23 protein-coding genes, 2 tRNA genes and 1 rRNA gene are annotated in these 24,841 nt (G+C 50.1%); 10 read left to right on the top strand and 16 right to left on the bottom strand.

The genetic code is table 11. The features are described from left to right. Positions 1-47: 47 nt before the first annotated feature. From Mpt1_RS05210 to Mpt1_RS05195, 4 genes are all read right to left on the bottom strand, one after another. Positions 48-836: a metallophosphoesterase gene (locus Mpt1_RS05210; RefSeq protein WP_048112842.1), complete on the bottom strand. Its 789-nt coding sequence runs from the start codon at positions 834-836 to the stop codon at positions 48-50. 1 nt (position 837) lies between these two features. Then, positions 838-2,241 carry a bifunctional ADP-dependent NAD(P)H-hydrate dehydratase/NAD(P)H-hydrate epimerase gene (locus tag Mpt1_RS05205; protein ID WP_048112840.1) on the bottom strand — a complete coding sequence of 468 codons (1,404 nt, stop codon included), beginning with the start codon at positions 2,239-2,241 and terminating at the stop codon, positions 838-840. Next, positions 2,238-2,534 (bottom strand): signal recognition particle subunit SRP19/SEC65 family protein, encoded by a 297-nt coding sequence (locus tag Mpt1_RS05200; RefSeq protein WP_048112838.1) that lies wholly within the window; start codon positions 2,532-2,534, stop codon positions 2,238-2,240. The genes Mpt1_RS05205 and Mpt1_RS05200 overlap by 4 nt, the downstream gene beginning before the upstream one ends. 64 nt (positions 2,535-2,598) lie before the next feature. Continuing rightward, positions 2,599-2,982 carry a 30S ribosomal protein S8e gene (locus tag Mpt1_RS05195; protein ID WP_048112836.1) on the bottom strand — a complete coding sequence of 128 codons (384 nt, stop codon included), beginning with the start codon at positions 2,980-2,982 and terminating at the stop codon, positions 2,599-2,601. 111 nt (positions 2,983-3,093) lie between these two features. Here Mpt1_RS05195 and Mpt1_RS05190 point away from each other — a divergent pair, with 111 nt between their 5' ends. Beyond that, positions 3,094-3,726 carry a hypothetical protein gene (locus tag Mpt1_RS05190; protein WP_048112834.1) on the top strand — a complete coding sequence of 211 codons (633 nt, stop codon included), beginning with the start codon at positions 3,094-3,096 and terminating at the stop codon, positions 3,724-3,726. Here Mpt1_RS05190 and Mpt1_RS05185 read toward each other — a convergent pair whose 3' ends face one another. The 3 genes from Mpt1_RS05185 to Mpt1_RS05175 form a co-directional block, all read right to left on the bottom strand. Next, a complete protein-coding gene (locus Mpt1_RS05185; RefSeq protein WP_048112832.1) occupies positions 3,727-4,368 on the bottom strand; it encodes a metallophosphoesterase family protein in 642 nt (213 codons plus the stop codon). Between the two features lie 41 nt (positions 4,369-4,409). Then, on the bottom strand, positions 4,410-5,222 hold the full coding sequence (locus Mpt1_RS05180; protein ID WP_048112831.1) for a DUF1638 domain-containing protein: 813 nt from the start codon (positions 5,220-5,222) through the stop codon (positions 4,410-4,412). Between the two features lie 56 nt (positions 5,223-5,278). Next, a tRNA-Ser gene (locus Mpt1_RS05175) sits at positions 5,279-5,362 on the bottom strand. A gap of 464 nt (positions 5,363-5,826) precedes the next feature. Here Mpt1_RS05175 and Mpt1_RS05170 point away from each other — a divergent pair. Beyond that, positions 5,827-7,296 (top strand): 16S ribosomal RNA (locus tag Mpt1_RS05170). Positions 7,297-7,483: 187 nt separating this feature from the next. On the opposite strand, the gene Mpt1_RS05165 is transcribed toward Mpt1_RS05170, so the two are convergent. The 4 genes from Mpt1_RS05165 to hcp form a co-directional block, all read right to left on the bottom strand. Further along, positions 7,484-8,536, bottom strand: coding sequence for a prephenate dehydrogenase/arogenate dehydrogenase family protein (locus tag Mpt1_RS05165; RefSeq protein ID WP_048112829.1), 1,053 nt, complete (start codon positions 8,534-8,536; stop codon positions 7,484-7,486). A gap of 21 nt (positions 8,537-8,557) precedes the next feature. Continuing rightward, a complete protein-coding gene (locus tag Mpt1_RS05160; protein WP_048113883.1) occupies positions 8,558-9,571 on the bottom strand; it encodes a 3-dehydroquinate synthase II in 1,014 nt (337 codons plus the stop codon). 5 nt (positions 9,572-9,576) lie between these two features. Beyond that, positions 9,577-10,368 (bottom strand): 2-amino-3,7-dideoxy-D-threo-hept-6-ulosonate synthase, encoded by a 792-nt coding sequence (locus Mpt1_RS05155; RefSeq protein ID WP_048112827.1) that lies wholly within the window; start codon positions 10,366-10,368, stop codon positions 9,577-9,579. 130 nt (positions 10,369-10,498) lie between these two features. Next, entirely contained in the window at positions 10,499-12,112 is a 1,614-nt protein-coding gene (gene hcp / locus Mpt1_RS05150; protein WP_048112825.1) for a hydroxylamine reductase, read from the bottom strand. Positions 12,113-12,194: 82 nt separating this feature from the next. Between hcp and Mpt1_RS05145 the strand changes: the two genes are divergently transcribed. After that, positions 12,195-12,557 (top strand): winged helix-turn-helix transcriptional regulator, encoded by a 363-nt coding sequence (locus Mpt1_RS05145; RefSeq protein ID WP_048112824.1) that lies wholly within the window; start codon positions 12,195-12,197, stop codon positions 12,555-12,557. A 6-nt stretch (positions 12,558-12,563) separates the two neighbouring features. Here Mpt1_RS05145 and Mpt1_RS07305 read toward each other — a convergent pair whose 3' ends face one another. After that, a complete protein-coding gene (locus tag Mpt1_RS07305; RefSeq protein ID WP_158386777.1) occupies positions 12,564-14,306 on the bottom strand; it encodes an ABC transporter ATP-binding protein in 1,743 nt (580 codons plus the stop codon). Positions 14,307-14,444: 138 nt separating this feature from the next. On the opposite strand from Mpt1_RS07305, the gene Mpt1_RS05135 reads away from it, so the two are divergent. Then, positions 14,445-14,795, top strand: a complete 351-nt coding sequence (locus Mpt1_RS05135; RefSeq protein WP_048112822.1) for a cupin domain-containing protein — start codon at positions 14,445-14,447, stop codon at positions 14,793-14,795. 14 nt (positions 14,796-14,809) lie between these two features. Next, complete coding sequence (locus tag Mpt1_RS05130) at positions 14,810-16,177, top strand: DUF2130 domain-containing protein (RefSeq protein WP_048112820.1); 1,368 nt, start codon at positions 14,810-14,812, stop codon at positions 16,175-16,177. Positions 16,178-16,183: 6 nt separating this feature from the next. Here the strand turns inward: Mpt1_RS05130 and Mpt1_RS05125 are convergent. Continuing rightward, positions 16,184-16,256, bottom strand: a tRNA-Gln gene (locus tag Mpt1_RS05125). Between the two features lie 125 nt (positions 16,257-16,381). Here Mpt1_RS05125 and Mpt1_RS05120 point away from each other — a divergent pair. Further along, the gene (locus Mpt1_RS05120) at positions 16,382-16,786 is read left to right on the top strand and encodes a pyridoxamine 5'-phosphate oxidase family protein (protein ID WP_158386773.1); all 405 of its coding nucleotides are present in this window, start codon (positions 16,382-16,384) and stop codon (positions 16,784-16,786) included. An 87-nt stretch (positions 16,787-16,873) separates the two neighbouring features. On the opposite strand, the gene Mpt1_RS05115 is transcribed toward Mpt1_RS05120, so the two are convergent. The 3 genes from Mpt1_RS05115 to Mpt1_RS05105 are packed head-to-tail and all read right to left on the bottom strand — an operon-like array spanning position 16,874 to position 19,371. Then, a complete protein-coding gene (locus tag Mpt1_RS05115; protein WP_048112815.1) occupies positions 16,874-18,103 on the bottom strand; it encodes a tRNA (N(6)-L-threonylcarbamoyladenosine(37)-C(2))-methylthiotransferase in 1,230 nt (409 codons plus the stop codon). Between the two features lie 12 nt (positions 18,104-18,115). After that, positions 18,116-18,748 carry a translation initiation factor IF-2 subunit beta gene (locus tag Mpt1_RS05110; RefSeq protein WP_048112813.1) on the bottom strand — a complete coding sequence of 211 codons (633 nt, stop codon included), beginning with the start codon at positions 18,746-18,748 and terminating at the stop codon, positions 18,116-18,118. A 47-nt stretch (positions 18,749-18,795) separates the two neighbouring features. Continuing rightward, positions 18,796-19,371: a DNA-3-methyladenine glycosylase I gene (locus tag Mpt1_RS05105; RefSeq protein WP_048113879.1), complete on the bottom strand. Its 576-nt coding sequence runs from the start codon at positions 19,369-19,371 to the stop codon at positions 18,796-18,798. A 180-nt stretch (positions 19,372-19,551) separates the two neighbouring features. On the opposite strand from Mpt1_RS05105, the gene thsB reads away from it, so the two are divergent. The 4 genes from thsB (at position 19,552) to dnaJ (ending at position 24,787) form a co-directional block, all read left to right on the top strand. After that, complete coding sequence (thsB, locus tag Mpt1_RS05100; RefSeq protein ID WP_048112811.1) at positions 19,552-21,183, top strand: thermosome subunit beta; 1,632 nt, start codon at positions 19,552-19,554, stop codon at positions 21,181-21,183. A gap of 61 nt (positions 21,184-21,244) precedes the next feature. Continuing rightward, positions 21,245-21,766 (top strand): nucleotide exchange factor GrpE, encoded by a 522-nt coding sequence (locus Mpt1_RS05095; RefSeq protein ID WP_048112809.1) that lies wholly within the window; start codon positions 21,245-21,247, stop codon positions 21,764-21,766. Beyond that, the gene (dnaK, locus tag Mpt1_RS05090) at positions 21,754-23,616 is read left to right on the top strand and encodes a molecular chaperone DnaK (protein ID WP_048112807.1); all 1,863 of its coding nucleotides are present in this window, start codon (positions 21,754-21,756) and stop codon (positions 23,614-23,616) included. Before Mpt1_RS05095 ends, dnaK begins: the two co-directional genes overlap by 13 nt. Before the next feature lie 10 nt (positions 23,617-23,626). Beyond that, positions 23,627-24,787: a molecular chaperone DnaJ gene (gene dnaJ / locus Mpt1_RS05085; protein WP_048112805.1), complete on the top strand. Its 1,161-nt coding sequence runs from the start codon at positions 23,627-23,629 to the stop codon at positions 24,785-24,787. Positions 24,788-24,841: the final 54 nt, after the last annotated feature.

Genomic DNA, 24,841 nt, shown 5'->3' with positions numbered 1-24,841 from the left:
TCCCCTCTGTTTCAATATTTTTAACTTCTCTATACGAAAACAAGTGGTCAGGATAATTCTTGTTTGATCTTTCTTCCCCATTTTCGGTTGTTGGCCCCGGTGACCATAAGTCCAGAAAGCTTTCCGAGATCGACCCCGTCTAAAAGATGTACAGTGGAATTCTCAAGGTCAAGCAGTTCTCCGCCCATGATCGGGCCGAGCAACGGCTCACCGACAATGTTCACGGGGGATCCTCCAAGCATTTTGTTGAACGCCGGCACGATGATAAAATTCTTCGGAACAGTGTCGTATCTCTCCGATGGAATGTCTTTGAACATCCCCCTTACCCAGCAAGGCTCATTTACCTGTCTTCCGACACCGTCCCTGAACATGACCGCAGGATGGTCGTGAGCCATCACAAGCGTCTCTGCTGTCATTACCTCAGCAGAAGGCCAAGTGTGACCATGTACGAATCCTACACCCTCTATTTTCATTCCAGAAGCGGGTCTGATCTTTACCTGCTCCGGAAGGAATTCCTCAATGTTCGTGTCATGGTTCCCTCTTACCACGTCAACAGTATCGAAACGTTCCAGCAGTCTTTCGAAGAATGTCGGTATCTCTTTGTACTCCTGCTTCGTAGACCCAGGCACAGAATCTTTCACGTCTCCCAAGACAATCAGTCTGTTGGCCGAACTGCCTGCCGCTTCGATGATCTGGTCGAGCATGTAGTCCGTCCTTGAAGCAAGATGGAACCCCTTTGCCCGCAAGTGAGATTCTATCCCTATGTGCAGGTCGCCGATCACAAGGTATTCATCCGCTCTCAACGCAGGGATACCGTGTACCGGCTGGAGATCCATTTCATCCCCTTAGGTATGTTTTGAGCACTTTCGGTATGTTGTCGATGACATCCGTTGCTATCATTCCGTAGGACTTCTCATCAAATGCGTATTCTCCCGCTTTTCCCGAGATGAACGCACCGACCGCGGCGGCATCGAAACAATTCATGCCTTTGGACAGGAGTCCCCCGACTATTCCAGCTAAGACGTCGCCGGTGCCTGCCGTGGTCATTCCCGGACTGCCGGTCGTATTGTATCTGAGCTTTTTTCCGTCCGAGACCCAGTCGGTCCTGCCTTTGAATAAGATGACGGAGTTGGTAGCCTTTGCAAGATGTTTTGTCGGTTCGATGGCGCTGAGCGCATTCCCGCCGAGCCCCTCGAACTCTCTGCTGTGCGGCGTGAGCACCGTCTTCCCGCTGGACTTGAAATCCTTTCCGATAGCGGTGAGCCCGTCCGCATCTATTACCATTGGTAAAGTGCATTTTTTTGTGAACTGTCTCACCGTTTCGGCCGTCTCTGCTGATGTCCCAAGGCCGGGCCCGATGAGTACCGCATTATGCAGTTTTGTCAATTCCAACAGCCGATCCAAATGTTCCAGTTTCAATATGTTTCCGGAAAGCCCGCTGATCATAAGCACCGGAGAGAAAGAAGCGATCAGCGGAGTGCAGTTCTCGGGAACAGCCAGTCTCACTATATCCACACCCACTCTCATTGCGGCAAGCGCAGACATTGCAGGGGCGCCATAATACGGGCCTCCGCCGATGATCAGAAGCTTACCGTTAGATCCTTTGTGGCTGTTCTTCGAAGGTATGGGATATCTCAGCATGTCTCCAGGGCCGATGCCCTCCTGCGCTTCCATGGGGATGCCGATATCCTTTATGATTATCTCTCCGGAGTTCTCCTTTGTCATACCTTCTTTGATGTCGTGCAATGCAATCGTAATGTCCGGTCTGACGGACAACTTTGTTCCGAGACCGGACGGAACATCAACGGAAACAACGGTCCCTTTGAACTTGTTAATGATCTCTATGGCTTTGCCGGATGGCGGCTTTACTTCTCCGGAGGCTCCTGTACCCAATACGCAATCCACCAATATGTCGTGGAGGTCCGGCTCGAAATCCGAAAGATCCCTGATCTCACATGTAAGGTTTGATAGAATGGATCGGATATTATTAGATTTTATTGCTTCTCTCGGCTTCACAAGATAGACGGTCACATTCTTTTGTTCGTTCATGACATCCGCGGCGGAGATCCCGTCGCCGCCGTTGTTTCCCGCCCCGCATATGAACGCTATCCGTTTACCGGGGAATCTTGTCAATAGCACAGAGGCCACCGCCGCGCCGGCATTGGCCATCAGATGAGACACGCTGACCCCCATGGCCTCGCAATTGGCATCAATGACGGCTGAATCTAAAGCTGTGATCATTTTTTCTGGTTCTTAATAAGGATCTCTGCGATCTTCGGTAAAAGAACCGTCTTAGAGATCTTTCCCTTTTCGACTTTCACACATCCGCGCTTGGCAGCCCAGTTAGCGGGGTACGCTTTGTTCTCGAATATCTCATATTCAAGATCCATTATCAGTGCGCCCTTCGCAATGATATCGATGTCTGGGTATTGGACACAAAGTTTCTTTGGAAGCCTTCTGCCCTCGGCCCTGGTCCTGTTGATATCAAAATATTCGGGCCATATCGTGATAGCAGTGTCCGCGTCATATGCCATTATATCACATTCGTTAATGCAGAAAAGAGTTAAAGAAGTTGCTAATGAAATTTAAAGAGAGCGATCAGTTCTCAATGAGAACTGCATTAACTGCGCCGTCCTGTCCGGGCCTGGAGGTGACGATCGCCTCGCCGAGCTCGGTTGAGATCCTGGCTCCTTTGTTGAGTATGTTACGCTGAACATAGTTGGGGTCTGCAGGGTTGACCTTAACGGTGAGGATCTTTGATTTCTGGACGGTGTTGGTCTTTTTGTTGACAACGTTGGCGTACTCTGCGAGAAGGACCTCTGTTTTTGAGTTCGCTCCTCTGACGCGGTACTGTTTCAGGGATTCTTTGCCTATTTTTGTGTGCTGAGTCTCCCTGCTCATCTCGAACCTTCTCTTGCCCCTGCTGGTGACAAGTCTGCCACCGGTGGGCTTCTTTTTAGATTTTCCCTGCCAAATCGCCATGATTATCGGTCTGCCAATTACGGTAGTGTATATAAACCTTTTTTCAAAAACCCGATTAATCACATAAGCACCCCATCTATCTTTTTAAATGTAGAATCACTGAGGGACACTGTGCCGAAAAAGAGCAGAGAGCCGGCCGACATTCTGAGAAAAGTGTTGAGAGTGAGAAATCCGGATGAAGGGGGCAGACTATCCAAAATAGCGGGCAAGGCTGTTTATGTGGTGACATCTCTGGCGTTCGCGTTTATTCTGTCGATCGTGTTCCATAACGGTCTTTGGAGGTTGCACAATGCGGGATCGGATGTTTCGGGTGTTATGGAAGGTACCTTCACGATCCTGGTGTCGATCACGTTCGCTATTGTCAGCGTTTATCTTGTGGTAAATGTGCTGCACCCACATTTCAAGAAAAAACCGGTACCCAAATCACTTGAAAGCATCATTAAGGAATGCAATATTTCAGATGATATGACCAGAGAAGATCTGATATGTATCATCAAAAAAGCGGAGGAGGATGAAGAGATCAAGGCCTACATCGGCACGATCGGTGTGAAATCGGACATTGCGATAACGTTGTTGACCGCCCTTATCGCATTCTTCCTGGGGATGTACGGCTATATTGCCTCCTTCACCGTAGAACTCGATGCGGCACCGGATATTCTGGTGATATCCTTCTGTTTTATGTTTGTTGTTTTCTCCGGAGTATACATGATACTGAAGACAATGAAGATCGTCTGGGATGTTTGATCATCCGGATACTGTGAACAGCTCAGCCTTCACTGCACCGCCGTCGATCTCGACTATTGCATACATCCCGTCCTTTGCAGGCCCCGGGTTGACGAACGTTGTTCCGTTGACATACTTGGCGCCGTAGTCCTCATGGATGTGGCCGCTGAGAACCAGGATCGGCCTGAATTCATCCACTATCTTCAATATCGATCTGCTGCCGACGTTGAACCCCGCAGGTATCATGTCGTTGATCCCGTACGGGGGGGCATGCACCATGAGGATCATCCCTTCTTTTGATATGGGTTTCAATATTTTGTAGATGGAATCCTCGTCCAATTCGAACGGGGTGTTGAACGGGCTCGGATTAGAGCCTCCGAGACCCGCGATATAGAATCCGTCGATGTTCGTCGTCTTGCCGTGCATGTCGACCGTCCATCCGGAGATCGTGTCGTGTACGGAGGGCGGGTCGCAGTTGCCGGGGATCGAATAGACGTCTCTCTCGAGAGGGGCGAGGATCTTCTCGGCGACCTTCTCCGGGCCGAAGTCGGTTATATCTCCCAGAACGATGATAAAATCGACGTCTTCCTCATCTGCTATGGAATTGGCCCAATCAGTCACGGCCGTGTTGCCGTGGATATCCGAAACGACAAGGAACTTCATGTTTTGTTATAATAATATAAAGGATACATTAATGTTTCATTCTAATGCAACAGTGAACCCTTCGCATCTTTGTATATCCTTTCGGTCGGGAACAGATCGGCCGATCCCGGCGCGGCTGTGATGAATTCGAGGCCGGTGATCTCCGAGAATCGTTCACATCCTTTGTCTAACTCTTCACCCTTGATCCCGATGCCGGTATCGATCCTCACAGCTTTTGTGTAGCCGAATATCTCAAAGACCTCTTTTACGGTGTGGATGTCCATTATCTCGAAACCTTTGGTGAAGTTCAATTCCTCGGAGTATTCGCCCCAGTTCCCGGCGATCGCAGGTGTGACGAAGAACATTCCAGTATGCTTTTTGACGAAGTTGCAGTATTTGAAGTGGCCGCCTACGGCGACTCCGATACAATCATCGCATACCTCGTCATTATCATCACGGAACACAAAAACAGGTATGTCAAGGTTGTCGGAAGCCCAGTTGGATATATCCCACCCGGCGTTCCCACACATTCCATAGTAAAGGGCGATGACATCGAACTTGCTTTGGTGCTGTATAAGTTGGCCTTCTAACGTTTCGCGTAAGAATTTAGGGTCCTTGTGAAGCCCGAGTTTGTTCATGTAAACAACAATGTTGAAACCGTTTTCTCTGTTGATATTCAAAAAACCGTTGTTGAATTCCCACTCATCAACAGTGGAGAAATCAATGCCTTTGAGATGCAGTTTCTTTTTCAGAGTGTTGGATGGCGGAGTATCAACAATGTATATCTTCTTCTCGTCCTCATCACTGCTCAAAGAATATATGATCTCGTCCTCTAGAATAGGACAGCCGATTATACCCATGGTTCCGTTGAGCATTAGACAAGAAATAAAATGGTGGTTAATAAACTGTCTTTTCTTTTGTGTAATATGAGCGTGGAGGGCGAGATTCGAACTCGCGAGTCACTAGGGACAATAGCTTAGCAGGCTATCGCCTTACCAGGCTGGGCTACCTCCACATTGCAACTCATGCAAATAGGATAACGCTTTTAAATCTTTCCTAATTTTTGCCTATTGGTGCGGATAATGGCGGAAAACCGGCGAAAGAAAAAACCAGCTTCAAGCAATGTTTATATACCAGGCGTGTATGAGAGAGTCTGCGAGATTCAACCATTGCACTCGGAACATGAGTGATTTTTGACACTGAATCTTGTTGTCTGGGGAAAAGCCTTCCCCGGGTAAAAAAGCTTAAATACCCCCCTGAAGTACAGGGGATACGCGCCCCCCTCGGAGGGGGTGCAATCATGGAGAATCAAGATCTCCGCCTTAGGCGTGCTCTCTTGAATTCTGACGTTCGAAGCTACGAATGTTCCGTTAGACGGACATTCGATTGAGTGAGCCGTCCGACGGAGCAAGCGGTGAAATATGGTAAATGCCAGTTTCTTTCATCCATCCAAAGACGTGATAATGTCACAAGGATTTGACTCCGGTTGATCCTGCCGGCGGCCACCGCTATAGGAATTCGATTAAGACATGCGAGTCGAGAGTCGTTATGGACTCGGCGGACTGCTCAGTAACACGTGGATAACGTGCCCTTTGGTGGAGGATAATCTCGGGAAATTGAGAATAATACTCCATAGATCATGAGATACTGAATGACCCATGGTCCAAAGTTCCGGCGCCAAAGGATCGGTCTGCGGCCTATCAGGTAGTAGTGGGTGTAACGTACCTACTAGCCTATGACGGGTATGGGCCTTGAGAGAGGGAGCCCAGAGTTGGATTCTGAGACACGAATCCAGGCCCTACGGGGCGCAGCAGTCGCGAAAACTTCACACTGGGGGCAACCCCGATGAGGGAATTCCTAGTGCTAGCACATTAGTGTTAGCTTTTCTTCAGCATAGATAACTGGAGGAATAAGGGCTGGGTAAGACGGGTGCCAGCCGCCGCGGTAATACCTGCAGCCCAAGTGGTGGTCGATATTATTGAGTCTAAAACGTTCGTAGCCGGTTTAATAAATCCTTGGGTAAATCGGGGGGCTTAACCTTCCGAATTCCGAGGAGACTGTTAAACTTGGGACCGGGAGAGGCAAGAGGTACTTCTGGGGTAGGGGTAAAATCCTGTAATCCTAGAAGGACCACCGGTGGCGAAGGCGTCTTGCTAGAACGGATCCGACGGTGAGGGACGAAGCCCTGGGGCGCAAACGGGATTAGATACCCCGGTAGTCCAGGGTGTAAACGCTGCAGACTTGGTGTTGGAGGCCCTTCGGGGGCATTCAGTGCCGGAGAGAAGTTGTTAAGTCTGCTACTTGGGGAGTACGTCCGCAAGGATGAAACTTAAAGGAATTGGCGGGGGAGCACCGCAACGGGAGGAGCGTGCGGTTTAATTGGATTCAACACCGGAAAACTCACCAGGGGAGACTGTTACATGAAAGCCAGGCTAATGACTTTGCTAGATTTTCAGAGAGGTGGTGCATGGCCGTCGTCAGTTCGTACCGTAAGGCGTTCTCTTAAGTGAGATAACGAACGAGACCCTCACCAATAGTTGCTACTTTACCCTCCGGGGTGGAGGCACACTATTGGGACCGCTGGCGCTAAGTCAGAGGAAGGAGAGGTCAACGGTAGGTCAGTATGCCCCGAATCTCCTGGGCTACACGCGCGCTACAAAGGGCGGGACAATGGGCTCCGACACCGAAAGGTGAAGGCAATCTCGAAACCCGTCCGTAGTTCGGATTGAGGGTTGTAACTCACCCTCATGAAGCTGGATTCCGTAGTAATCGCGAATCAACAACTCGCGGTGAATATGCCCCTGCTCCTTGCACACACCGCCCGTCAAACCATCCGAGTTGGGTTTCAGTGAGGCTGCCTTTAATTGGGGTTGTCGAACTGAGATTTAGCAAGGAAGGTTAAGTCGTAACAAGGTATCTGTAGGGGAACCTGCAGATGGATCACCTCCTACGCAGGGTGGGGCTCAGCCCCACCCTCAAACACAAGCGTAAAAATATATTGCAAGGAAAGTCAGTTAAAGTGACCTTTCCGCAATTCCGAAAGGCATTCACCATACACTAAAGGTAGCTTCGAACGTCATCCGAATTTTTATTTATCATTCAAAGTAGAGCATGCTCTGCACATCAGAGAAATCCATCACTGATGATCGCTGAAGTATTCTTTTCCGCTTTCCATGATCTCAATGAATCTGTCCGGGTCTTTTGAAAGTGATGCTTTTTTCACTTCTTTGAAAGCCTTCTCAAAAACATCCCACATGTCATCGATATTATCGTTAAGGCGCTGTATCTCATGGTACAGCGGAGCGTTCTCCTCAGATACAGGGACGCTTGCGTTCAGACATCTTTTGAACGTGGTCGAAGCGATCTTATTCAACTCATCGAACGATATTCCGCTCTCCCTGAGCGTGGTGAAAAATACTATATTGGATGCGTGAGCGAAGGCCAGAACGTATGCCATCAGTTCATCATGCCTTTCGATACTGGTGAATATGAGGTTGGATCCCTCGCTGTCGAAAAGGTCTGCAACCTCCGAAACCGCTTCCTTGCACCCGCAGTCGCAAATGACAACATTACGGTCAAGCATGGTCTTGGCGGAAGGGCCGAACATATGATGGACGGAACAAACCTTTCTGTGTTTGGCCATTTCTTTTATGTCATCTGCAAAGGGGGATTTTATGGAAGATATGTCAAATATCAAAGCATCTTCTTTACAGAACGGCACCATCTTTTTCAATGTGGCACTTATTGCCGACGGGGGTACGGAGATTATCACGACATCTGAATCCTCAGCGTCCGTAGGACTCCCCGAAGAACGGCCGATGATGTTCACTTCCGCGCCCATTCTTTCAAAGTATCTTTTCATCCATTGTCCCATTCCTCCCGAGCCGCCGACGATCGAGATCTTCTTTTCACATTTTTTATTCAAAAGACCGGATTGGAGCTCCACCGAGCTGTCAATGAGCAGTTTGCATATCGCTTCCGCGACATCAGGAGGCAGCAGAGTGTTCTCAGACATCCTGCGGTATCTCTCCATTACTTTCTTCTCTACGTCAATATTCCGGAGACCGATCCCCTTCTTATTCTTCAAAAGACCGACCTCTTTCGCAATCTCATTGCGCTTGATCATCAGTCTGATAAGTTCCGAGTCTATCTTCTCTATCTCTTTCCTCAGTTGCTCCAGATCCTTCATTCACTTCACCGCTTGGTAAGATCAGTTCTCTTTGATCTTCTCCTTCACAGCCATTCCGAAGTGCCTTCCGCCCTCTATAAGGTACGCCAACACCTCATCCCCCTTCTTGAGCGCATTGACCGACACCGAACCTTTAGGCGTGACAAGTTTCACGGTCTCGGCGTTTTGGAGTATGGTGGTGTATTCCTCACCGTCATGCGTTGCCGTGACGAGAAGCATAGGCCTGAATTCGGCTTTGCATCTTCCGATCGATGCCACCTGTGTGGTCCCCCCTCTGTTCACAAGCAGGACATCGTCACCCGCACGCAACTCGGAAAGGTATTTCGTTTTGCCGTCGGGCAGCATTATGTACGCATGGACAGCACCCGCGTTCACTCTGAACGGGCGCGCGGCAACATATCCGTTCTCTTCGCTTTCTGATTGTACCAGGAAGAAACATGAGGACTGGGACCCGATGAGCATGCCCTCTCCCGGTACCATATTGGAGCAAGTGTCTATGCAGATACGGTCGCCTGTCTGTATGTTCCTCACGCTGACCACTTTGATCGGCACCAAGCTGACATCCGGCGTCCTCTTAACTCCTTTCACAATATCTTTTACCGCACTCCCCGTCTTTACATCCACTACGATGCCGTCAGTCCCTTTCTCAAGGATGTTCTGACTGAGCTCGGCATCTTCGGACGACGAGACGCAGGCCATGATCTTTGTTTTTCCGGCTGATGCGGCGATGAGGTTCTCATAAGGAATGATGGACCACTCTCCGGTCGAGACAACTAAGACCTCTTCTTTTTTACATAGTGCCAGCGCAGCTTCCTGCTCTTTCGGGGTGGTTATGCTGACCACACGGCCTTTGGCGCCGCCCGAAAGCACCCCGTCCTTGTTCACAACGAGCCTGATCTTACCGAGGGTGGAGAATTGTTCGTCGCCCGGGCGGACGATGAATGTGTCTATACCGTTCTCTAATCCCGATAACAGCAACTTCTTTCTTTTCTCGATGTCGTCCGGGGCATCGACCCTCATCCAGATCTCTTTCATTTTCATCACTTCAGCAGCTTCGCGGCCTCTTTTACATCCATTCCTTTCAGGACGATGCCTGATATCGCATCGGTCATCGCCTGAGGTCTCTTATGCTGGAATATGTTCCTTCCGATAGAAACTCCTCTGCCGCCTGCCTGCATAGAGTCGTATACCATATTAAGAATATCCATATCCGAGCTCATCTTCGGACCGCCTGCGATGAGGATCGGTGCGAGTGCGCCTTTAACGACAGTCTTGAATGAGTCTATGTCTCCCGTGTAGCTCACTTTGATAAGGTCCGCGCCCAATTCGGCACCGACTCTTGCGCAGTGCGCCACTTTTTCGGGATCGTACTGGTTCTTGATCGTGGGTCCGCGGGGGTATACCATCGCCAAAAGAGGTATTCCCCATTCTGCGCAATCTCTAGACACCTTTCCGAAATCGGTCAGCATCTGCGGTTCCGTCTCCGCACCGAGGTTCACATGGATCGACACGGCATCTGCGCCGAGTTTGATCGCTTCTTCGACAGTTGCGACCAACACCTTGCTGTCAGATGTCAATCCGAGGTTCGTCGAAGCAGAGAGGTGGAGGATCAACCCCACATCGTGTCCGGATGTCCTGTGCCCGTACGGTACGAGTCCTTTCTGCATGAGGACCGCCGTGGCACCGCCCCCGCTCACTGCATTCACAGTCGTTTTCATATCGATTATCCCGTCTATCGGTCCGATGGAAGTTCCGTGGTCCATCGGTACGATGACCGCGTTCCCCGTTTCTCTGTCCATTATTCTTTCCATTCTGATGTTCTTTCCAAACATTTTATTTCACCGTGCTACGTGTTAACACGCAACACACTATATGAACTTTACGTCAAAAATGATCATATTGTGGGAAAAAAATCAAAAAAAGAGATTTTGGAAGTGGTTTATGGAGAGTGGATCGTAAGTCTTACCCTTCGATCTTCAGTATCTTCATGTCTGCCTTTACCGTTGAGTTGGCCTTGAGACCGAACGTATCTACGAGCACCTTCAGTATGTTCGGGGAGATGAATCCCGGGAGGCTCGGTCCGAGCATAATGTCCTTGACGCCGAGGTGCAGCAGTGAAAGCAGCACGAGGCACGCTTTCTGCTCGTACCATGCGATATTGAAGGACAACGGGAGCTCGTTCACGGACAGTCCGGTGACCTCTGCGAGTTTCAGAGCGACTACCACTAACGAATAGCAGTCGTTGCACTGACCCGCGTCCAATACTCTGGGTATTCCGCCGATGTCCCCGAGCGCAAGTTTGTTGTACTTGTACTTGGCGCATCCCGCGGTGAGTATGATGGTGTCCTTGGGGAGGGCCTCTGCGAACTGGGTGTAGTATTTTCTGTCCGGGCTTCTGCCGTCGCAGCCTGCCATGACGACCAGTCTTTTCAATGCACCGGACGATATCGCCGCGAGGACTTTGTCCGCTACGCTCAGAACCGTTCCGTGTGCGAATCCGATGGGGATGGTCATGTCGTCGATGGGTTTAGGCGGCTGGCAGGTCTTTGCGAGCGCGACGATCTTCGAGAAGTCCTTTTTGCCGTTCTTCTCCGGGATGTGCTCTATGCCGGAGAATCCGGCAAGGCCTGTCGTGAACAGCCTCTTTGAATATGTGTCCGCAGGCGGGACGAGGCAGTTCGTCGTTACCAGTATAGGTCCGTTGAAGGAAGCGAATTCCTCTTTCTGTTTCTGCCAGGCGTTGCCGTAGTTCCCGACGAGGTTGTCATATTTCTTGAATTTGGGGTACGCATTCGCGGGAAGCATCTCGCCGTGTGTGTACACATCGATGCCGGTACCTTTTGTCTGCTCGAGAAGCATCTCGAGGTCTTTCAGGTCGTGGCCGGTTATGAGTATACCGGGCTTGTTGCGCACTTTGAGGCTGACATTGGTTATCTCTGGGGTTCCGTAGGTCTCGGTGTTAGCTTTGTCGAGAAGGGCCATGCATGTGACGCCGGCCTCTCCGCAACCCAGGACCAGAGGCAGAAGCTCGTCCGCCGAAAGATCCTTGGTCAGGGCGATGAGTCCCTTGACCATGAAATCCTCTACGCTCTTGTCAGTGTAGCCGAGGACCCGGGCATGGTGATAGTATGCGCCGAGTCCCTTAAGCCCGTAGAGGAGCAGCTGCTTCAGAGTGCTCAGGTCTTCGTTGGATGAAAGGGTCTCGATACCGACCGTCTTTGCCTTCTCTTTTTTCTCGACATAGTCATAGTCGGCGCAGTCGATGTCATATTTGGGGTTCTTGAAAAGTCCTCCGAGATCGTTTATTAGTTTCTTGGACTTGTCTATCATTGCAATGAAGTACTCCTCGTTGAAGTTAACGTTGGTAAGTGTTGAGAACAGGCCGTCCGCGATGTGCTCCATCTGTTTGTCGACATTCTTACCTTTATCCTTTGCCTGTTTTGTTGCGATTGCAAGACCTTTAAGAGAATAGATCAAGAGGTCCTGGAGTTCGGCGGTCTCTGCGGTCTTGCCGCAGACACCTTTCTTTATGCATCCGGTGCCCTTTATTCTTTCTTCACATTGTATGCATTTCATTTTTTCACCACACTTTATTTTTTGTAGTAACTTCATAAACAATACTAAATTATATATAAGGGATACTTTCTAAACGGAAAGCATGAACCCGGAATGTACATTGTGCAAAACTATGGACTATTTGTCAAAGAAATGGACCATAATCATACTCTTTGAGTTGTGGAAAGGTGAAGAACAAAAATGGAAACGGTTCTCCGAGATCGAGGCACTGATGGGACACATCTCGCCGAAGATATTGGCGGAGAGGCTGAAGGAACTTGAAGGCGAAGGTCTTGTAATAAACAGGGTAGATGCCTCGTCGTTCCCGGTGAAGAGCGAGTACAGGCTCACGGAGTCCGGCGAAGAGCTGGTGGAAGCTATCAGGCAGATCAAATACTGGGCGCTGAAATGGAAGGTGCATAACGACGTCTGTATGATCCAGAACTGCCGTAAATGCACGTTCTGATAACGGTCACAGATTCTGCCCCCGGGTGCCGGTATTTTGATTGAACAATTCCCGATAATACTGGCAAGTGGCAATGAGTTCGCTGTGCGTCCCGGTGGCGATTATCTCGCCTTCGTTCAATACCACCACTCTGTCGCAGCGTCTCATTATGGCCAAACGGTGTGCGATGACAAGTATGATCTTGTTTTTGCTCAACTCTATCACAAGGTCGTTGATCCTTTCCAGATTGTTCCTGTCCAAGGCGCTTGTCGCTTCATCGAACAACATGACTTTAGAATCCTTGAGCAGGACGCGCGCGATCTCCAGGCGCTGCTTCTGGCCGCCGGATATTGTTGCGCCGTTCTCTCCTATGATAGTATCGTACCCGCCCGGCATATCTGTAATTTCATCATGGATCTGCGCTTTGCGGCATGCTTCAAAGACCTCTTCTTCGGTCGCTTCAGGGGCGGCAAAGAGCAGATTATTCATTATCGTATCATTGAAGATATACGGGTCCTGAAGGACGGGGGTGATGTTCCCGCGGACATCTTCTTCTGCCAATTCTGATATATCTGTGCCGTTCAGAAGGATGTTACCGCCGGTAGGTTCGTAGAATCTGGCTAATAGGCTGAATATTGTCGATTTCCCAGAACCGCTCTTTCCCACGAACCCGATCACCTGCGGGCCGTCTATATTAAAACTGACATTCTTCAGGACAGGATCGTCCTCGTGGTAGTGGAAGCGGACGTTCCTGAACTCTATAGTTTCGATCTCTCTCGAAAGGTGCCGGTCGCCGAATTTGTCAACTTCGCCCAACGGCATTTTTATCACGTCGTTAACGCGTTTCGCTGCCAGCTCTCCGTTGGCGTATGTGTCCTTTATCATTGCCAGGTTGGAAATGAACCCATAGATGTTCCCCCTCAGGTTAAAAATGACAAGCACCATCGCCTCTTCGATCAGGCCGTGTGGCAGAAGGTAAAGACCGGCGAACAGGAATATCATAAGTTCGATCGCTCCCTTGGTACCGTCGATCAGACTCTGCATCTTCTGCTGGTACATTTCTCTGCTGTACTTAACCTCGGTGTAGTATGAACTTACCGCATCGTGTTTATCAATGGCCTTTTTCATTGCATTGAGGCCTTTGATCTCCTTCATTCCATTCAGCAGCTCGATCTCTGTCGCTTTCACCTTTTCGATAGCACGTTTGGAAATCTTCTTGTTCTCCAGCATCTTCGAGACCCTTCTGTATTCCAAATACATCAGCACTATGATGCCGCCTGTAAAAAGCAGCCCGAGGTAGATATCCACCATTGCGATGTATCCCACGAAAGAGATATTGATCGTCAGATTGATGATTACCCTCCAACCGTTCAGCGTGACTCCGCTGGCTTCCCTGCTGTCTTCGTTCAGGCGTTCAGTGAAGAACCCCGATCCCTTATCGTAAATGGATGCAAGATTCATTGACATCGCTTTTATGGCTATTTTTTTTCGTATCTCGAAGAAAATTTGGTTTGTTATTTTGAGGTAAAAGTATTGTGCGGTGCGGGCGGCAGCGATCGATATTACGACCAGTATGAAAAGAAGGGCCGCCTGTCGTATCATGTAGTTATAATCATGCTGATCCATCATCGCTGTGATCACCTGTGCCGAGGTGAACGGGATCGCCAGCAGGACTATTCCGGACAATATCGTGAAAAAGATGAAAAGCACCACCTTTAAACGGTGCTCTTTGTACAACACCCTAAGTTCTTTCAGGTTTGGGTGTTTCATCCCTTCAAATATCTGTCTCATGGAGTATGGGATAATGTCCTCCCTAGCTTATTATCTATCTCGTTTGCGCCGAGCAGGCCGCCGCTGCCCTGCGAAAGGGTATTAATCGACGGAACTGATATAATAAAAGGGAGAAAAATGAACATCGCGGAAGCGTTCGAATTAGAAAACATTGTGGAATTCACTCCACACAAAACGTTCAAAGGAGTTTATTTGAAACACTTGGTGACGGGTGAAAGAACAGAGGGCAGGATCAGCAGCCATCTTGTAAAAATAGAACCCCTCTGTGTTCTGGATACCCACACCCACCCCGAGCAGATCGAGATACATGAGGTCATACAGGGTTCGGGGGAGTGTCTCATCGCCGGAAGGAAGTTGCGGTATGTACCCGGAACCGTGACGGTCATACCACAGGGTACGCCTCATAAAGTTACGGCGGGAGAGAACGGTCTGTATCTGCTTGCGAAGTTCACACCGGCACTGCTTTAAAGAAGGGAAAAGAAATGAACGAGATAAAATGTCCGAAATGCGGGGAGGTCTTCAGGGTTGACGAATCAGGCCTGGCAGACATTGTCAAACAGGTGCGAGACAACGAATTCAAAAAAGAGCTGGCAGACCGTGAGAAGATATGGAAAACGGAAAAGGAGATGTCGATCGCTCTTGCGGTGAAAGAGAAAGAGAGCAGCCTTCAGAAAGAGATCGCAAACAAAGAAGCGCAGAACACGGAGCTGAAGGCAAAACTAGAATCGTCCGAAACGAAAGAGAGGCTGGCGGTCACCGAGGCGATGTCCAAGATGGAAAAGGACATTGCCGCGCTGAAGAGCCAGCTGAGGGAAAAGGATGCTGTGCTGGAGACAGAGCTAGCAAGAAAGCAGACAGTGATCGCCGAACTGGAAGGGAAGCTCAACCAACAGGAAACAGCTAACCAGCTTGAGATAAAGACACAGATCACCGAGATCGAGATAGAGCGCGACCGCCTCAAGACCGTTCTTCAAACAAAGGACAGTGAAAAACAGCTTGCGGAAAAAACATTGAAAGAGGATTATGAGAGGAGGCTCAGAGATAAGGACGAGATGATATCCTATTACAAAGACCTCAAGGCAAAGCAATCCACCAAGATGGTCGGCGAGTCGCTTGAACAACACTGTCAGAACGAGTTCAACAGGATGAGGGCAACTGCATTCAAGAACGCATATTTCGAAAAGGACAGCGATGTCAAGGAAGGGACCAAAGGCGATTACATATACCGTGAGAAAGATGCCAACGGGACCGAGATAATCTCCATAATGTTCGAGATGAAGAACGAGGCCGACGAGACGGCAACGAAGCACAGGAACGAGGACTTCCTTGATAAGCTGGACAAGGATAGAAGGACAAAGAAATGCGAATATGCTGTGCTCGTTTCTTTGCTTGAGATGGACAATGATTTCTATAATTCGGGGATAGCCGACGTTTCATACCGTTATGAGAAGATGTATGTGGTCCGTCCGCAGAGTTTCATCTCTATAATAACGATACTAAGAGATAATGCGCTGAAGGCCATAGGCTATAAATCAGAGCTTGCGGTGATAAAGAATCAGAACATTGACATCACCAACTTCGAGAAGGACCTGGAGGAGTTCAAAGAGAAATTCGGAAGGAACTACAGGCTCGCAAGCGAAAGGTTCAGGGATGCGATCGATGGCATAGACAAGACGATGAACCAGCTTCAAAAGACGAAGGAAGCGTTGTTAAAGTCGGAGGACAACCTGCGTCTGGCTAATGACAAAGCGGAAGATCTTACCATAAAAAAACTGACCCGCGGAAATCCGACGATGACGGCGAAGTTCGATGAAGCGAGGAAGATAAACTCAGAAAAGAAGAACGAATGAAGAAGGTAGTCCCGGGCGGATTCGAACCACCGTCACCGGCTCCAAAGGCCAGCATGATTGACCACTACACTACGGGACTATATCACTCTCTAATTTGATTCAATTATATAATCGTTCTAATAACGCAGGTTTTAGGTCGGGTCTCATGAAAGGGACGATAAGCGTATATCTCCCCTTATGAATATGTATGAACAGGTGAAAAAAATGGAGAGATTCATGGAGATACTTAATGCGAACCGCGTTATGAACCTGGCAACTTCCAGTAACGATAAACCGCGTTCGTCGATAATGGAATATGTGATGATCGGAGACAGTATGTTCTTCGGCACGGACCCTGGATCGATAAAAGGGAACAACCTTGCCAAGAATCCGAAACTGAGCCTTACAGTAGGCGGAATGCCCGCCTATCTTGCGTTGGACGGCAAGGCAACGGAAGCGGGAAAAAAGGACGCAGAAGCATATAACAAGGTCCTGCTCGAGAGACACCCCGAGTTCAAACAATTCATCGAATCGGGAATGATGAAGCTTAAGGTATTCAAAGTGGTGATCGACACAGTCTACCTTACAGAGGGACACGGACCCGCCAAAGTAATAAAGGTCGGGAAGTGAACCGGAGTAATGCGGGGGCTTTTTTTTATTTTCCGGCCGTGTTTTTCGGTTCCTTAAATATCTACGCAATTTTGCGACATAGATGCATTATGCGAGTTTTCCGATCAAATATGTGGATTCGCAACCGGTTATCTCAACGTCGATGAAAGAACCTATAGGGAGATCGGCCGGGATCGCCACAGGCCTGTAATTCTTCGTCCTGGCGATCATTGTTCCGTCCTTACCGTTCTCGGTGATGAGCACTCTCTCGACCCTTCCCACGATCTTGGAATTGTTCTCGTACTCGACCTTGTTCTTCATCTCTGTTAGTTCTGCGGACCTGTCCTTGGAGATCCTCCCGTGTACTATTTCCATCATCGCCGCTTCGGTCCCCGGCCGCGGAGAGAACCTGGTGATGTTCACTGTGTCAGCTTTCAATTTTCTGATGAGTTCCAAACTCTTTTGATGATCCTCATCCGTCTCTCCCGGGAACCCGGATATCATGTCCGTTGAGATGCTTACATCAGGGCAGACGGAACGAAGCTTATCCACTACGGAAAAGAACTCCTCCGTTGAATAAGACCTGTTCATTCTCTTCAGGATCGTGTCGCTTCCGCTTTGTACAGGTATGTGGAGGAATCTGTAGATCCGAGGATCATCCATCACTTCAAGAAGTCCGTCGGCGATCTCGATAAGACTGTTGGGATTCATCATTCCGATCCTTATCATGAAATCCCCTTTGCTCTCAAGCATTCTTCTCAGCAGAGAAGGGAGGTCTGTCCCGATATCGAACCCGTAGCAACCGGTGTCCTGCGCGGTGACAAGTATCTCTTTCACGCCGCTTCCTATGAGGGTTTTGAATCTTGTTAAAATCTCGTCTGGGTCATAGCTTGAGAGCCTTCCCCTGGCGAATTTCGTTATGCAGTATGAGCAGTCTCCGAGACACCCCTGAGCGATGGGAAGGATGTTCGAATAACCGGCAATCTCGGTGTCCGAAGTTCCGGCGCCGTATCTTTCCCGGATCTCGGATGAGAACCCCGGGTACCGGTCCGGAGGGATTATCAAAGAGCCCGGAAGCCTGATCATTATGCGGTTCGCCTGGACCTTTGCCATGCAGCCAGTGACAACGACCTCTTTCCCTGCTTTTCTTAGTTCCGACATGCGCCGGATCATTTTCTTTTCGGTCGTGTCCACGACCGTGCACGTGTTCAGTACGACAATATCGGCGGATTCCGCATCCAGGGACCTTTCATGCCCCATTTCGGTCATGATCTCTGAGAGTCTGCCCCCCTCCCCATAATTCATTGTGCAACCGTAAGATTCCACAAAGTATCTCATATCAACAGCCGATCATTTTGCAGCGGGAGTCTGTACGACAGTCCCGAAAGCGGTCTTGCCCGAGATATTTGTTATCTTGGCGTTCACAGTGTTGCCCTTGGCAGTGCCGGGCACGACAACGATATAATCCAGATGTTTCCCGACACCGTCCCCCTTCTTTCCCACATCCGAGATCAGGATCTCGATCGTATCTCCCACTCTGAGGACCTTCTGGGCGTCTGTCTTTGCAGCCTTCCTTACGTTGATGGACCTTCTGGCGCCGCAAGCCTCGCACTCAAGTATGAGTGTGCGGTCCTCTTTGACGATCTTTGTATCGGGGAGCCCGCATTCCGAGCAAATAACGTACGTCTCAGTGTATATTCCGATCTTTTCATTGATCGACGACGGAGATATCTTCGCTTTGAAAATGGCTCTGCGCCCTTCGACGTTGCCGGGAGTACCGAGATCTCTGAGCAGGAACTGCAAAAGGTGCTGCGGGTCTCTCCTCAGTTTGTCCGTTACATCAATGAAGTTCCTGAAGACGGTGATCTTTCCTTCTTGCAATATGTCCAGTTCCGGGAGTTCGAACCTCTCGTGGTTCTCTATCGTCTCGGGAAGGACCTCTTTTGCCCTATCGAGCAAGGCCATATAATCATCATCCGCCATCTGGTTTCACCTTATTTGAGCTAATCGCACCTTACTTATAAAGATTGTCAATGCGATATTGTGTGCCGGTAGCTGCACGAAACCAGGTGGTCGTTGACCATTCCGACGGATTGCATGAAAGCATATATTGTCGTGGACCCTACGAACTTAAAACCCAGCTTCTTCAGGTCCTTGCTTATGACATCGGAAAGCGCAGTGCTTGGGGGCACTTGTGTAATATGTTCCCACCTGTTGATGACGGGCGCAAAGTCCACATACTTCCATAAAAAAGAATCAAGCGAACCGTGTTCTTCGCATAACGCATGATACATTCTTGCGTTGTGAACAGCGGCGTTGATCTTTGCCCTGTTCTTGATGATCCCATCGTCTTTCATCAAAATCTCAATTTTTGCGTCATCATAGCGAGATACCAAGGAGGGATCGAAATCATCAAAAGCGGCGCATAACGTGTCCATTTTAGCCAGGATCGTCGACCAGCTCAATCCGGCCTGCATACTCTCTAACATCAGCATTTTGAACAGTTCTTTATCGTCGTGGACCGGGATACCCCATTTTGTATCGTGATATATCCGCTCAAGCGGGCTTCGGTCCGCCCAGTCGCATCTGACCGATTCGTTCGTCATGAGCTCATCCTTCACGGCTTTCAATGGGAAAGATCTACTGTTTGAAGAAATAAATTCTTTCGTAGACTGAATGGGGCGCCCAATGTGTAAATACGAGTCATATTTATATAGAAGAACAAACCATAACCCTTTTAGAAATTCCTATCTATAATGGAATAATAATTTGGAGGCTTGAAAAAAATGGGCATGGGCAATGCACCGATCCTTATCCTCAGGGAAGGGACAAAAAGAGACAAAGGCAAAGACGCACAGTACAACAACATAACAGCTGCAAAAGCTATCGCAGACGCTGTCAGGAGCAGTCTCGGTCCGAGAGGTATGGACAAGATGCTCGTAGACTCCATGGGAGATGTTGTGATCACCAACGACGGCGTGACCATCCTTAAAGAGATGGATGTGCAGCACCCCGCGGCAAAGATGCTGGTCGAGGTCGCAAAGACACAGGACGCAGAGGTAGGCGACGGGACAACGACATCCGTCATCATCACCGGAGAGCTCCTTAAGAAAGCCACGGACATGATCGATGCGAACGTACACCCCACGATCATCACGACCGGATACAGGCTCGCCAACCATAAAGCGCAGGAGGTCCTCAGGAAGATATCCACCAAGGTAACGATCAATGACGACAAACTCCTGAAACAGATCGCGGCCAACGCAATGATCAGCAAACAGGTAGGCGGATCGAAGGAATTCTTCGCAGAGATGGTCGTCGATGCTGTAAAGACGATCATCGACAAGGACGCAAAAGGCAACTACACTGCGGACCTGAAGAACATCCAGACAGTCAAAAAGGCAGGTGCGAGCATGGAAGAGACCCAGCTTGTGAAAGGCCTCATAATCGACAAAGAACCGGTCTCCCCATCGATGCCGAAAAAGGTCGAGAAGGCGAAGATCGCCGTAATCGATGCGGCATTCGAGGTCAAGAAGACCGAGATCGACGCAAAGATCCAGATAACAGATCCGTCGCAGCTCTCCGCTTTCGTTCAGGAAGAAGAGAACATGCTGAAGAAGATGGTCGCACAGGTCAAGAAAGCAGGTGCGAACGTCGTGTTCTGCCAAAAAGGAATAGACGACCTTGCCCAGCACTTCCTGGCTAAGGAGAACATCTATGCATGCAGGCGCGTCAAGAAATCCGATATGGAAAGGCTCGCCAGATCCACCGGCGCAAGCATATGCAACAAGATCATGGAACTGAGCGCAGACGACCTCGGATATGCCGATTCCGTAGAGCTCAAGGTCATTGAGACAGAAGAGATGACGTTCATCACCGGATGCAAAGAGCCGAAGACGGTCTCAGTGCTGATAAGAGGCGGGACCAACCACGTCGCGGACGAGGTCGAAAGGTCGCTCGTCGACGCATGGTCGGTCGTAAGAGTATCAATAGAGGACGGCTCGATCGTCACCGGCGGAGGATCAGCCGCAATGGAGATCGCAATGCAGCTCAGGGACTATGCCGTGTCTGTAGGCGGAAGGGAACAGATCGCCATAGAGGCATTCGCCTCGGCGATGGAGGTAATTCCCACCACGCTCGCAGAGAATGCGGGACTGGACCCGATAGACATCAACATCCAGATGAGGAAGGCGCACAAAGAAGGAAAGGTAAACGCAGGCCTCAACCCATTCACCGGAAAGATCGAGGACATGAAGAAACTCAACGTCATCGAGCCGCTCAGGATCGGTAAACAGGCGATCAACTCGGCCACCGACGCTGCGGTAATGATCCTCAGGATCGATGATGTCATCGCTTCGAAGTCCTCCGGTCAGATGGAATACGGCTCCGGCGACATGCCCAAGGGTGATGACGACTAAACCTATAAACGGGGCCTCCGGCCCCATTAATCATTATTAATAACTTAAACTGAGGCGACCCATGACTGAGAGGTCTAGATGGAAAAAGGAAGAGGATGTTGAAGGAACATCGGAGGACATGACGGACGCCATAGCCGAAGCGAACGCAAAGGCGGAGGAGTATCTGAACATGGCCGTGAGGCTTCAGGCGGACTTTGACAACTTCCGCAAAAGAACGGAAAAGGAGAACGAAGAGTACAGAAAATTTGCGACAGCGGGTATGGCAAAGAGCCTGCTTACCATACTGGACGACATGGATCGTGCGTTGGGAACAGCAGGAGAGGAATCCAAACTCGTTATCGGAATAAGAGGTATCAGGCAGAACTTAATGAAACTCCTGGAGGAGAACGGAATTGTGGAGATCCCGACCGATTGCAAATTCGACCCGAATCTCCACGAAGCGCTTTGCATAGTGGAAACGGACACCGACGGCAACATAGCAGAGGTGTTCCAGAAAGGATACATGATGAACGGAAAAATAATAAGGTGTCCGAAAGTCAAAGTTACAAAAAAGAAGGAAAGTGAAGAAACATGTCAAGAATAATAGGAATAGATCTGGGAACGAGCAATTCAGCAGCATCGGTGATGGAAGGCGGAAGGCCGACCATGATCCCGAGCGCGGAAGGCACAAGCGTAGGAGGGAAATCCTTCCCCTCATATGTAGCGTTCACAAAGGACGGTCAGCTGCTTGTAGGAGAACCGGCCAGAAGGCAGGCGGTGACGAACCCCGACGGAACGATAAAGAATGTCAAGAGGAAAATGGGGTCGAACGAGAAGGTCAAGGCCCTGGGAAAAGAGTACACTCCGCAGCAGATATCCGCATTCATACTTCAGAAGATAAAGAAAGACTCCGAGGCATATCTCGGAGAAAAGATCGACAAGGCCGTCATCACGGTGCCGGCATACTTTAACGATAATCAGAGGCAGGCGACGAAAGATGCCGGAGCGATCGCCGGGCTGGAGGTCGTCCGTATCATAAACGAACCGACAGCGGCGGCGCTGGCATACGGTTTGGATAAAAGCGGGACCGCCCAGAAGATCATGGTGTTCGATCTCGGCGGAGGAACCCTCGATGTCACGATAATGGACTTCAGCGACGGCGTCTTCGAAGTGATATCAACATCCGGGGACACACAGCTCGGAGGATCCGATATGGACGAGATCCTCACGAAATATGTGATCGGACAATTCAAAAAAGAGACGGGAATAGATCTCTCCAAGGACAACATGGCATTCTGGAGGGTAAGGGAAGCATGCGAGAAAGCGAAGATAGAGCTTTCAACCACGATGCAGACGGAGATCAATCTTCCGTTCATATCTTCGGACGCATCCGGACCGAAACACCTGATACAGACGATCAACAGATCGAAGCTGGAAGAGCTTGTCGAACCGATAGTTCAAAGATGCAAGAAATCCATCGACCAGGCCATCTCCGACTCGAAGATGCCCGCAGACTCGATAGACAAGATAATAATGGTCGGAGGCCCGACAAGGATGCCGATAGTGCAGAACTTTGTCGAGAGTATCGTCGGACCGAAGATCCAGAGGGGGATAGACCCGATGGAGTGCGTTTCGATGGGAGCGGCCGTTCAGGGCGCAGTGCTCTCCGGAGAGATCAAGGACGTGTTGCTGCTGGATGTCACTCCCCTGTCCCTGGGGATAGAGACGCTGGGCGGCATATCCACCGTACTGATAGACAGGAACACGACGATCCCGACCAAGAGGTCGCAGATATTCTCCACGGCCGCGGACAATCAGCCGCAGGTGGAGATAAACGTTGTCCAGGGAGAGAGGAAAATGGCCGCGGACAACACATCGCTGGGAAGATTCGTCCTTGAAGGGATACTCCCCGCACCGCGCGGAATGCCTCAGATCGAGGTCACGTTCGATATCGATGCTAACGGTATCATTAACGTCACCGCAAAGGACAAGGGGACCAACAAACAACAGAAGATCACCATCGCTTCAGGCAACAAGCTGTCGAAGGAAGAGATAGACAACCTTGTCAAACAGGCCGAACAATTCGCCGACGCCGACAAAAAGAAATTCGAAGTGATCGAAGCGAAGAACCAGGCCGAGTCTGCGATACACTCTGTCCGCAAATCCATGGAAGAGCTGGGCGAGAAGGTCTCTCAGGAAGAGAGAGCATCCGTCGAGGCGGCGATCAGCGACCTCGAATCTGCGATGAAAGGCAACGATGCGAAGGCCATCAGGTCCAAACTCGATGCTTTGATGAAGGCTATGGGTCCCATCAGCCAGAGGGTCTACCAAGAGGCTGCGCAGCAACAGCAGGCCAAGGGTGCGAACCCCGGTGCGGACCAGGCCGGCGGCGATGCGGACGGCGAGGAATTCGTCGACGCGGACTACAAGATCGTGGATGACGACGAAAAATAAGGTAAGCTGAATGCCGAGAGACTACTATGAGGTGCTGGGCGTCGCAAAGGACGCATCACAGGACGATATCAAGAAAGCGTACCGTACGCTTGCGAAGAAATATCATCCGGACGTGACCGATCTGACCAAGGAGGAGGCGGAGGCCAAGTTCAAGGAACTGTCGGAAGCATACGAAGTGCTCTCGGACGAAGGCAAACGCAAAACGTATGACCAATACGGACATGCGGGAGTGAACCAGCAGTTCAGTCAGGGAGGGTTCTCCTGGGAGGACTTCACCCACGCCGATGATATCAGCGATATATTCGGGGATCTCTTCGGCAGCATGTTCGGCGGGGGCTACGGAAGAAGGCAGCAATCAAGGTCCCGGAACTCCCCCAGACAGGGGGATTCCCTAAGATATGATCTGGAGGTCACACTTCAGGATGTTCTGAAAGGGAAGACCGCCGAGCTCTCCGTCCCCCATTCCATCCAATGCAGCGACTGCAGAGGGACAGGGGGCAAGGACGGTCAGATAGAGACCTGTCAGGTCTGTAAAGGCGCAGGACAGGTCCAGAAGGTGAGCAGAACGCCCTTCGGCAACATGGTCTCCGTCGGGGACTGCGGCAACTGCAACGGAAGCGGAAAGACATTCAAAGAACGCTGCCCCAAATGCAGAGGGTCCGGCAGGACGAACATAACCTCGAAAGTATCCGTGAACATCCCGAAAGGGGTGGAAGAGGATATGAGGCTCAAAGTGGCCGGTGCGGGGGATGCGGGAGCCAACGGCGGTCCTTCCGGGGATCTTTTTGTTGTGGTACACGTCAAAGGGGATAAGAACTTCGAACGGGACGGCATGAACCTTTGGACCGCGGTCACCACAACCTATCCGAAATTGGTGCTGGGCGGAGAAGAGACCGTCAAGACCATCGACGGCGAGACGATATCAGTGACCATCCCCGCGGGAACACAGGTCGGAGGCGTTCTGAGGATAGCCGGCAAAGGCCTTCCGAAACTCAATCAGAATACGAGAGGCAACATGTTCGTCAGAGTGATGATGAACGTTCCCAACAAAGTGTCAGCGTATGAAAAGGAGTTATTGACAAAACTGGACGACAACGCCGGAAAGAAGCCCCCCGGTAAGAGCAAGTCCAAACTGAGACAGAAGATCGACGAGAAACTGGACGAGCTTTAAACACAATTATAAACATCCTATCCGTTCTTTGCCTGAAGGGAAGGGCAATAAGCG

Source organism: Candidatus Methanoplasma termitum, assembly GCF_000800805.1.
Taxonomy (GTDB): Archaea; Thermoplasmatota; Thermoplasmata; order Methanomassiliicoccales; family Methanomethylophilaceae; genus Methanoplasma; species Methanoplasma termitum.
Note: the sequence above shows the minus strand (reverse complement) of the source record. Positions and strands in the feature narration are given on the sequence as shown.

Bases quoted from the DNA above. Each gene is read 5' to 3' on its own strand.
- Mpt1_RS05210 (WP_048112842.1), bottom strand. From the start codon at position 836: ATGGATCTCCAGCCGGTACACGGTATCCCTGCGTTGAGAGCGGATGAA.
- Mpt1_RS05205 (WP_048112840.1), bottom strand. From the start codon at position 2,241: ATGATCACAGCTTTAGATTCAGCCGTCATTGATGCCAATTGCGAGGCC.
- Mpt1_RS05200 (WP_048112838.1), bottom strand. From the start codon at position 2,534: ATGGCATATGACGCGGACACTGCTATCACGATATGGCCCGAATATTTT.
- Mpt1_RS05195 (WP_048112836.1), bottom strand. From the start codon at position 2,982: ATGGCGATTTGGCAGGGAAAATCTAAAAAGAAGCCCACCGGTGGCAGA.
- Mpt1_RS05185 (WP_048112832.1), bottom strand. From the start codon at position 4,368: ATGAAGTTCCTTGTCGTTTCGGATATCCACGGCAACACGGCCGTGACT.
- Mpt1_RS05180 (WP_048112831.1), bottom strand. From the start codon at position 5,222: ATGCTCAACGGAACCATGGGTATAATCGGCTGTCCTATTCTAGAGGAC.
- Mpt1_RS05165 (WP_048112829.1), bottom strand. From the start codon at position 8,536: ATGAAGGATCTGGAGCAACTGAGGAAAGAGATAGAGAAGATAGACTCG.
- Mpt1_RS05160 (WP_048113883.1), bottom strand. From the start codon at position 9,571: ATGAAAGAGATCTGGATGAGGGTCGATGCCCCGGACGACATCGAGAAA.
- Mpt1_RS05155 (WP_048112827.1), bottom strand. From the start codon at position 10,368: ATGTTTGGAAAGAACATCAGAATGGAAAGAATAATGGACAGAGAAACG.
- hcp (WP_048112825.1), bottom strand. From the start codon at position 12,112: ATGAAATGCATACAATGTGAAGAAAGAATAAAGGGCACCGGATGCATA.
- Mpt1_RS05145 (WP_048112824.1), top strand. From the start codon at position 12,195: ATGAACCCGGAATGTACATTGTGCAAAACTATGGACTATTTGTCAAAG.
- Mpt1_RS07305 (WP_158386777.1), bottom strand. From the start codon at position 14,306: ATGAAACACCCAAACCTGAAAGAACTTAGGGTGTTGTACAAAGAGCAC.
- Mpt1_RS05135 (WP_048112822.1), top strand. From the start codon at position 14,445: ATGAACATCGCGGAAGCGTTCGAATTAGAAAACATTGTGGAATTCACT.
- Mpt1_RS05130 (WP_048112820.1), top strand. From the start codon at position 14,810: ATGAACGAGATAAAATGTCCGAAATGCGGGGAGGTCTTCAGGGTTGAC.
- Mpt1_RS05120 (WP_158386773.1), top strand. From the start codon at position 16,382: ATGGAGAGATTCATGGAGATACTTAATGCGAACCGCGTTATGAACCTG.
- Mpt1_RS05115 (WP_048112815.1), bottom strand. From the start codon at position 18,103: ATGAGATACTTTGTGGAATCTTACGGTTGCACAATGAATTATGGGGAG.
- Mpt1_RS05110 (WP_048112813.1), bottom strand. From the start codon at position 18,748: ATGGCGGATGATGATTATATGGCCTTGCTCGATAGGGCAAAAGAGGTC.
- Mpt1_RS05105 (WP_048113879.1), bottom strand. From the start codon at position 19,371: ATGACGAACGAATCGGTCAGATGCGACTGGGCGGACCGAAGCCCGCTT.
- thsB (WP_048112811.1), top strand. From the start codon at position 19,552: ATGGGCATGGGCAATGCACCGATCCTTATCCTCAGGGAAGGGACAAAA.
- Mpt1_RS05095 (WP_048112809.1), top strand. From the start codon at position 21,245: ATGACTGAGAGGTCTAGATGGAAAAAGGAAGAGGATGTTGAAGGAACA.
- dnaK (WP_048112807.1), top strand. From the start codon at position 21,754: ATGTCAAGAATAATAGGAATAGATCTGGGAACGAGCAATTCAGCAGCA.
- dnaJ (WP_048112805.1), top strand. From the start codon at position 23,627: ATGCCGAGAGACTACTATGAGGTGCTGGGCGTCGCAAAGGACGCATCA.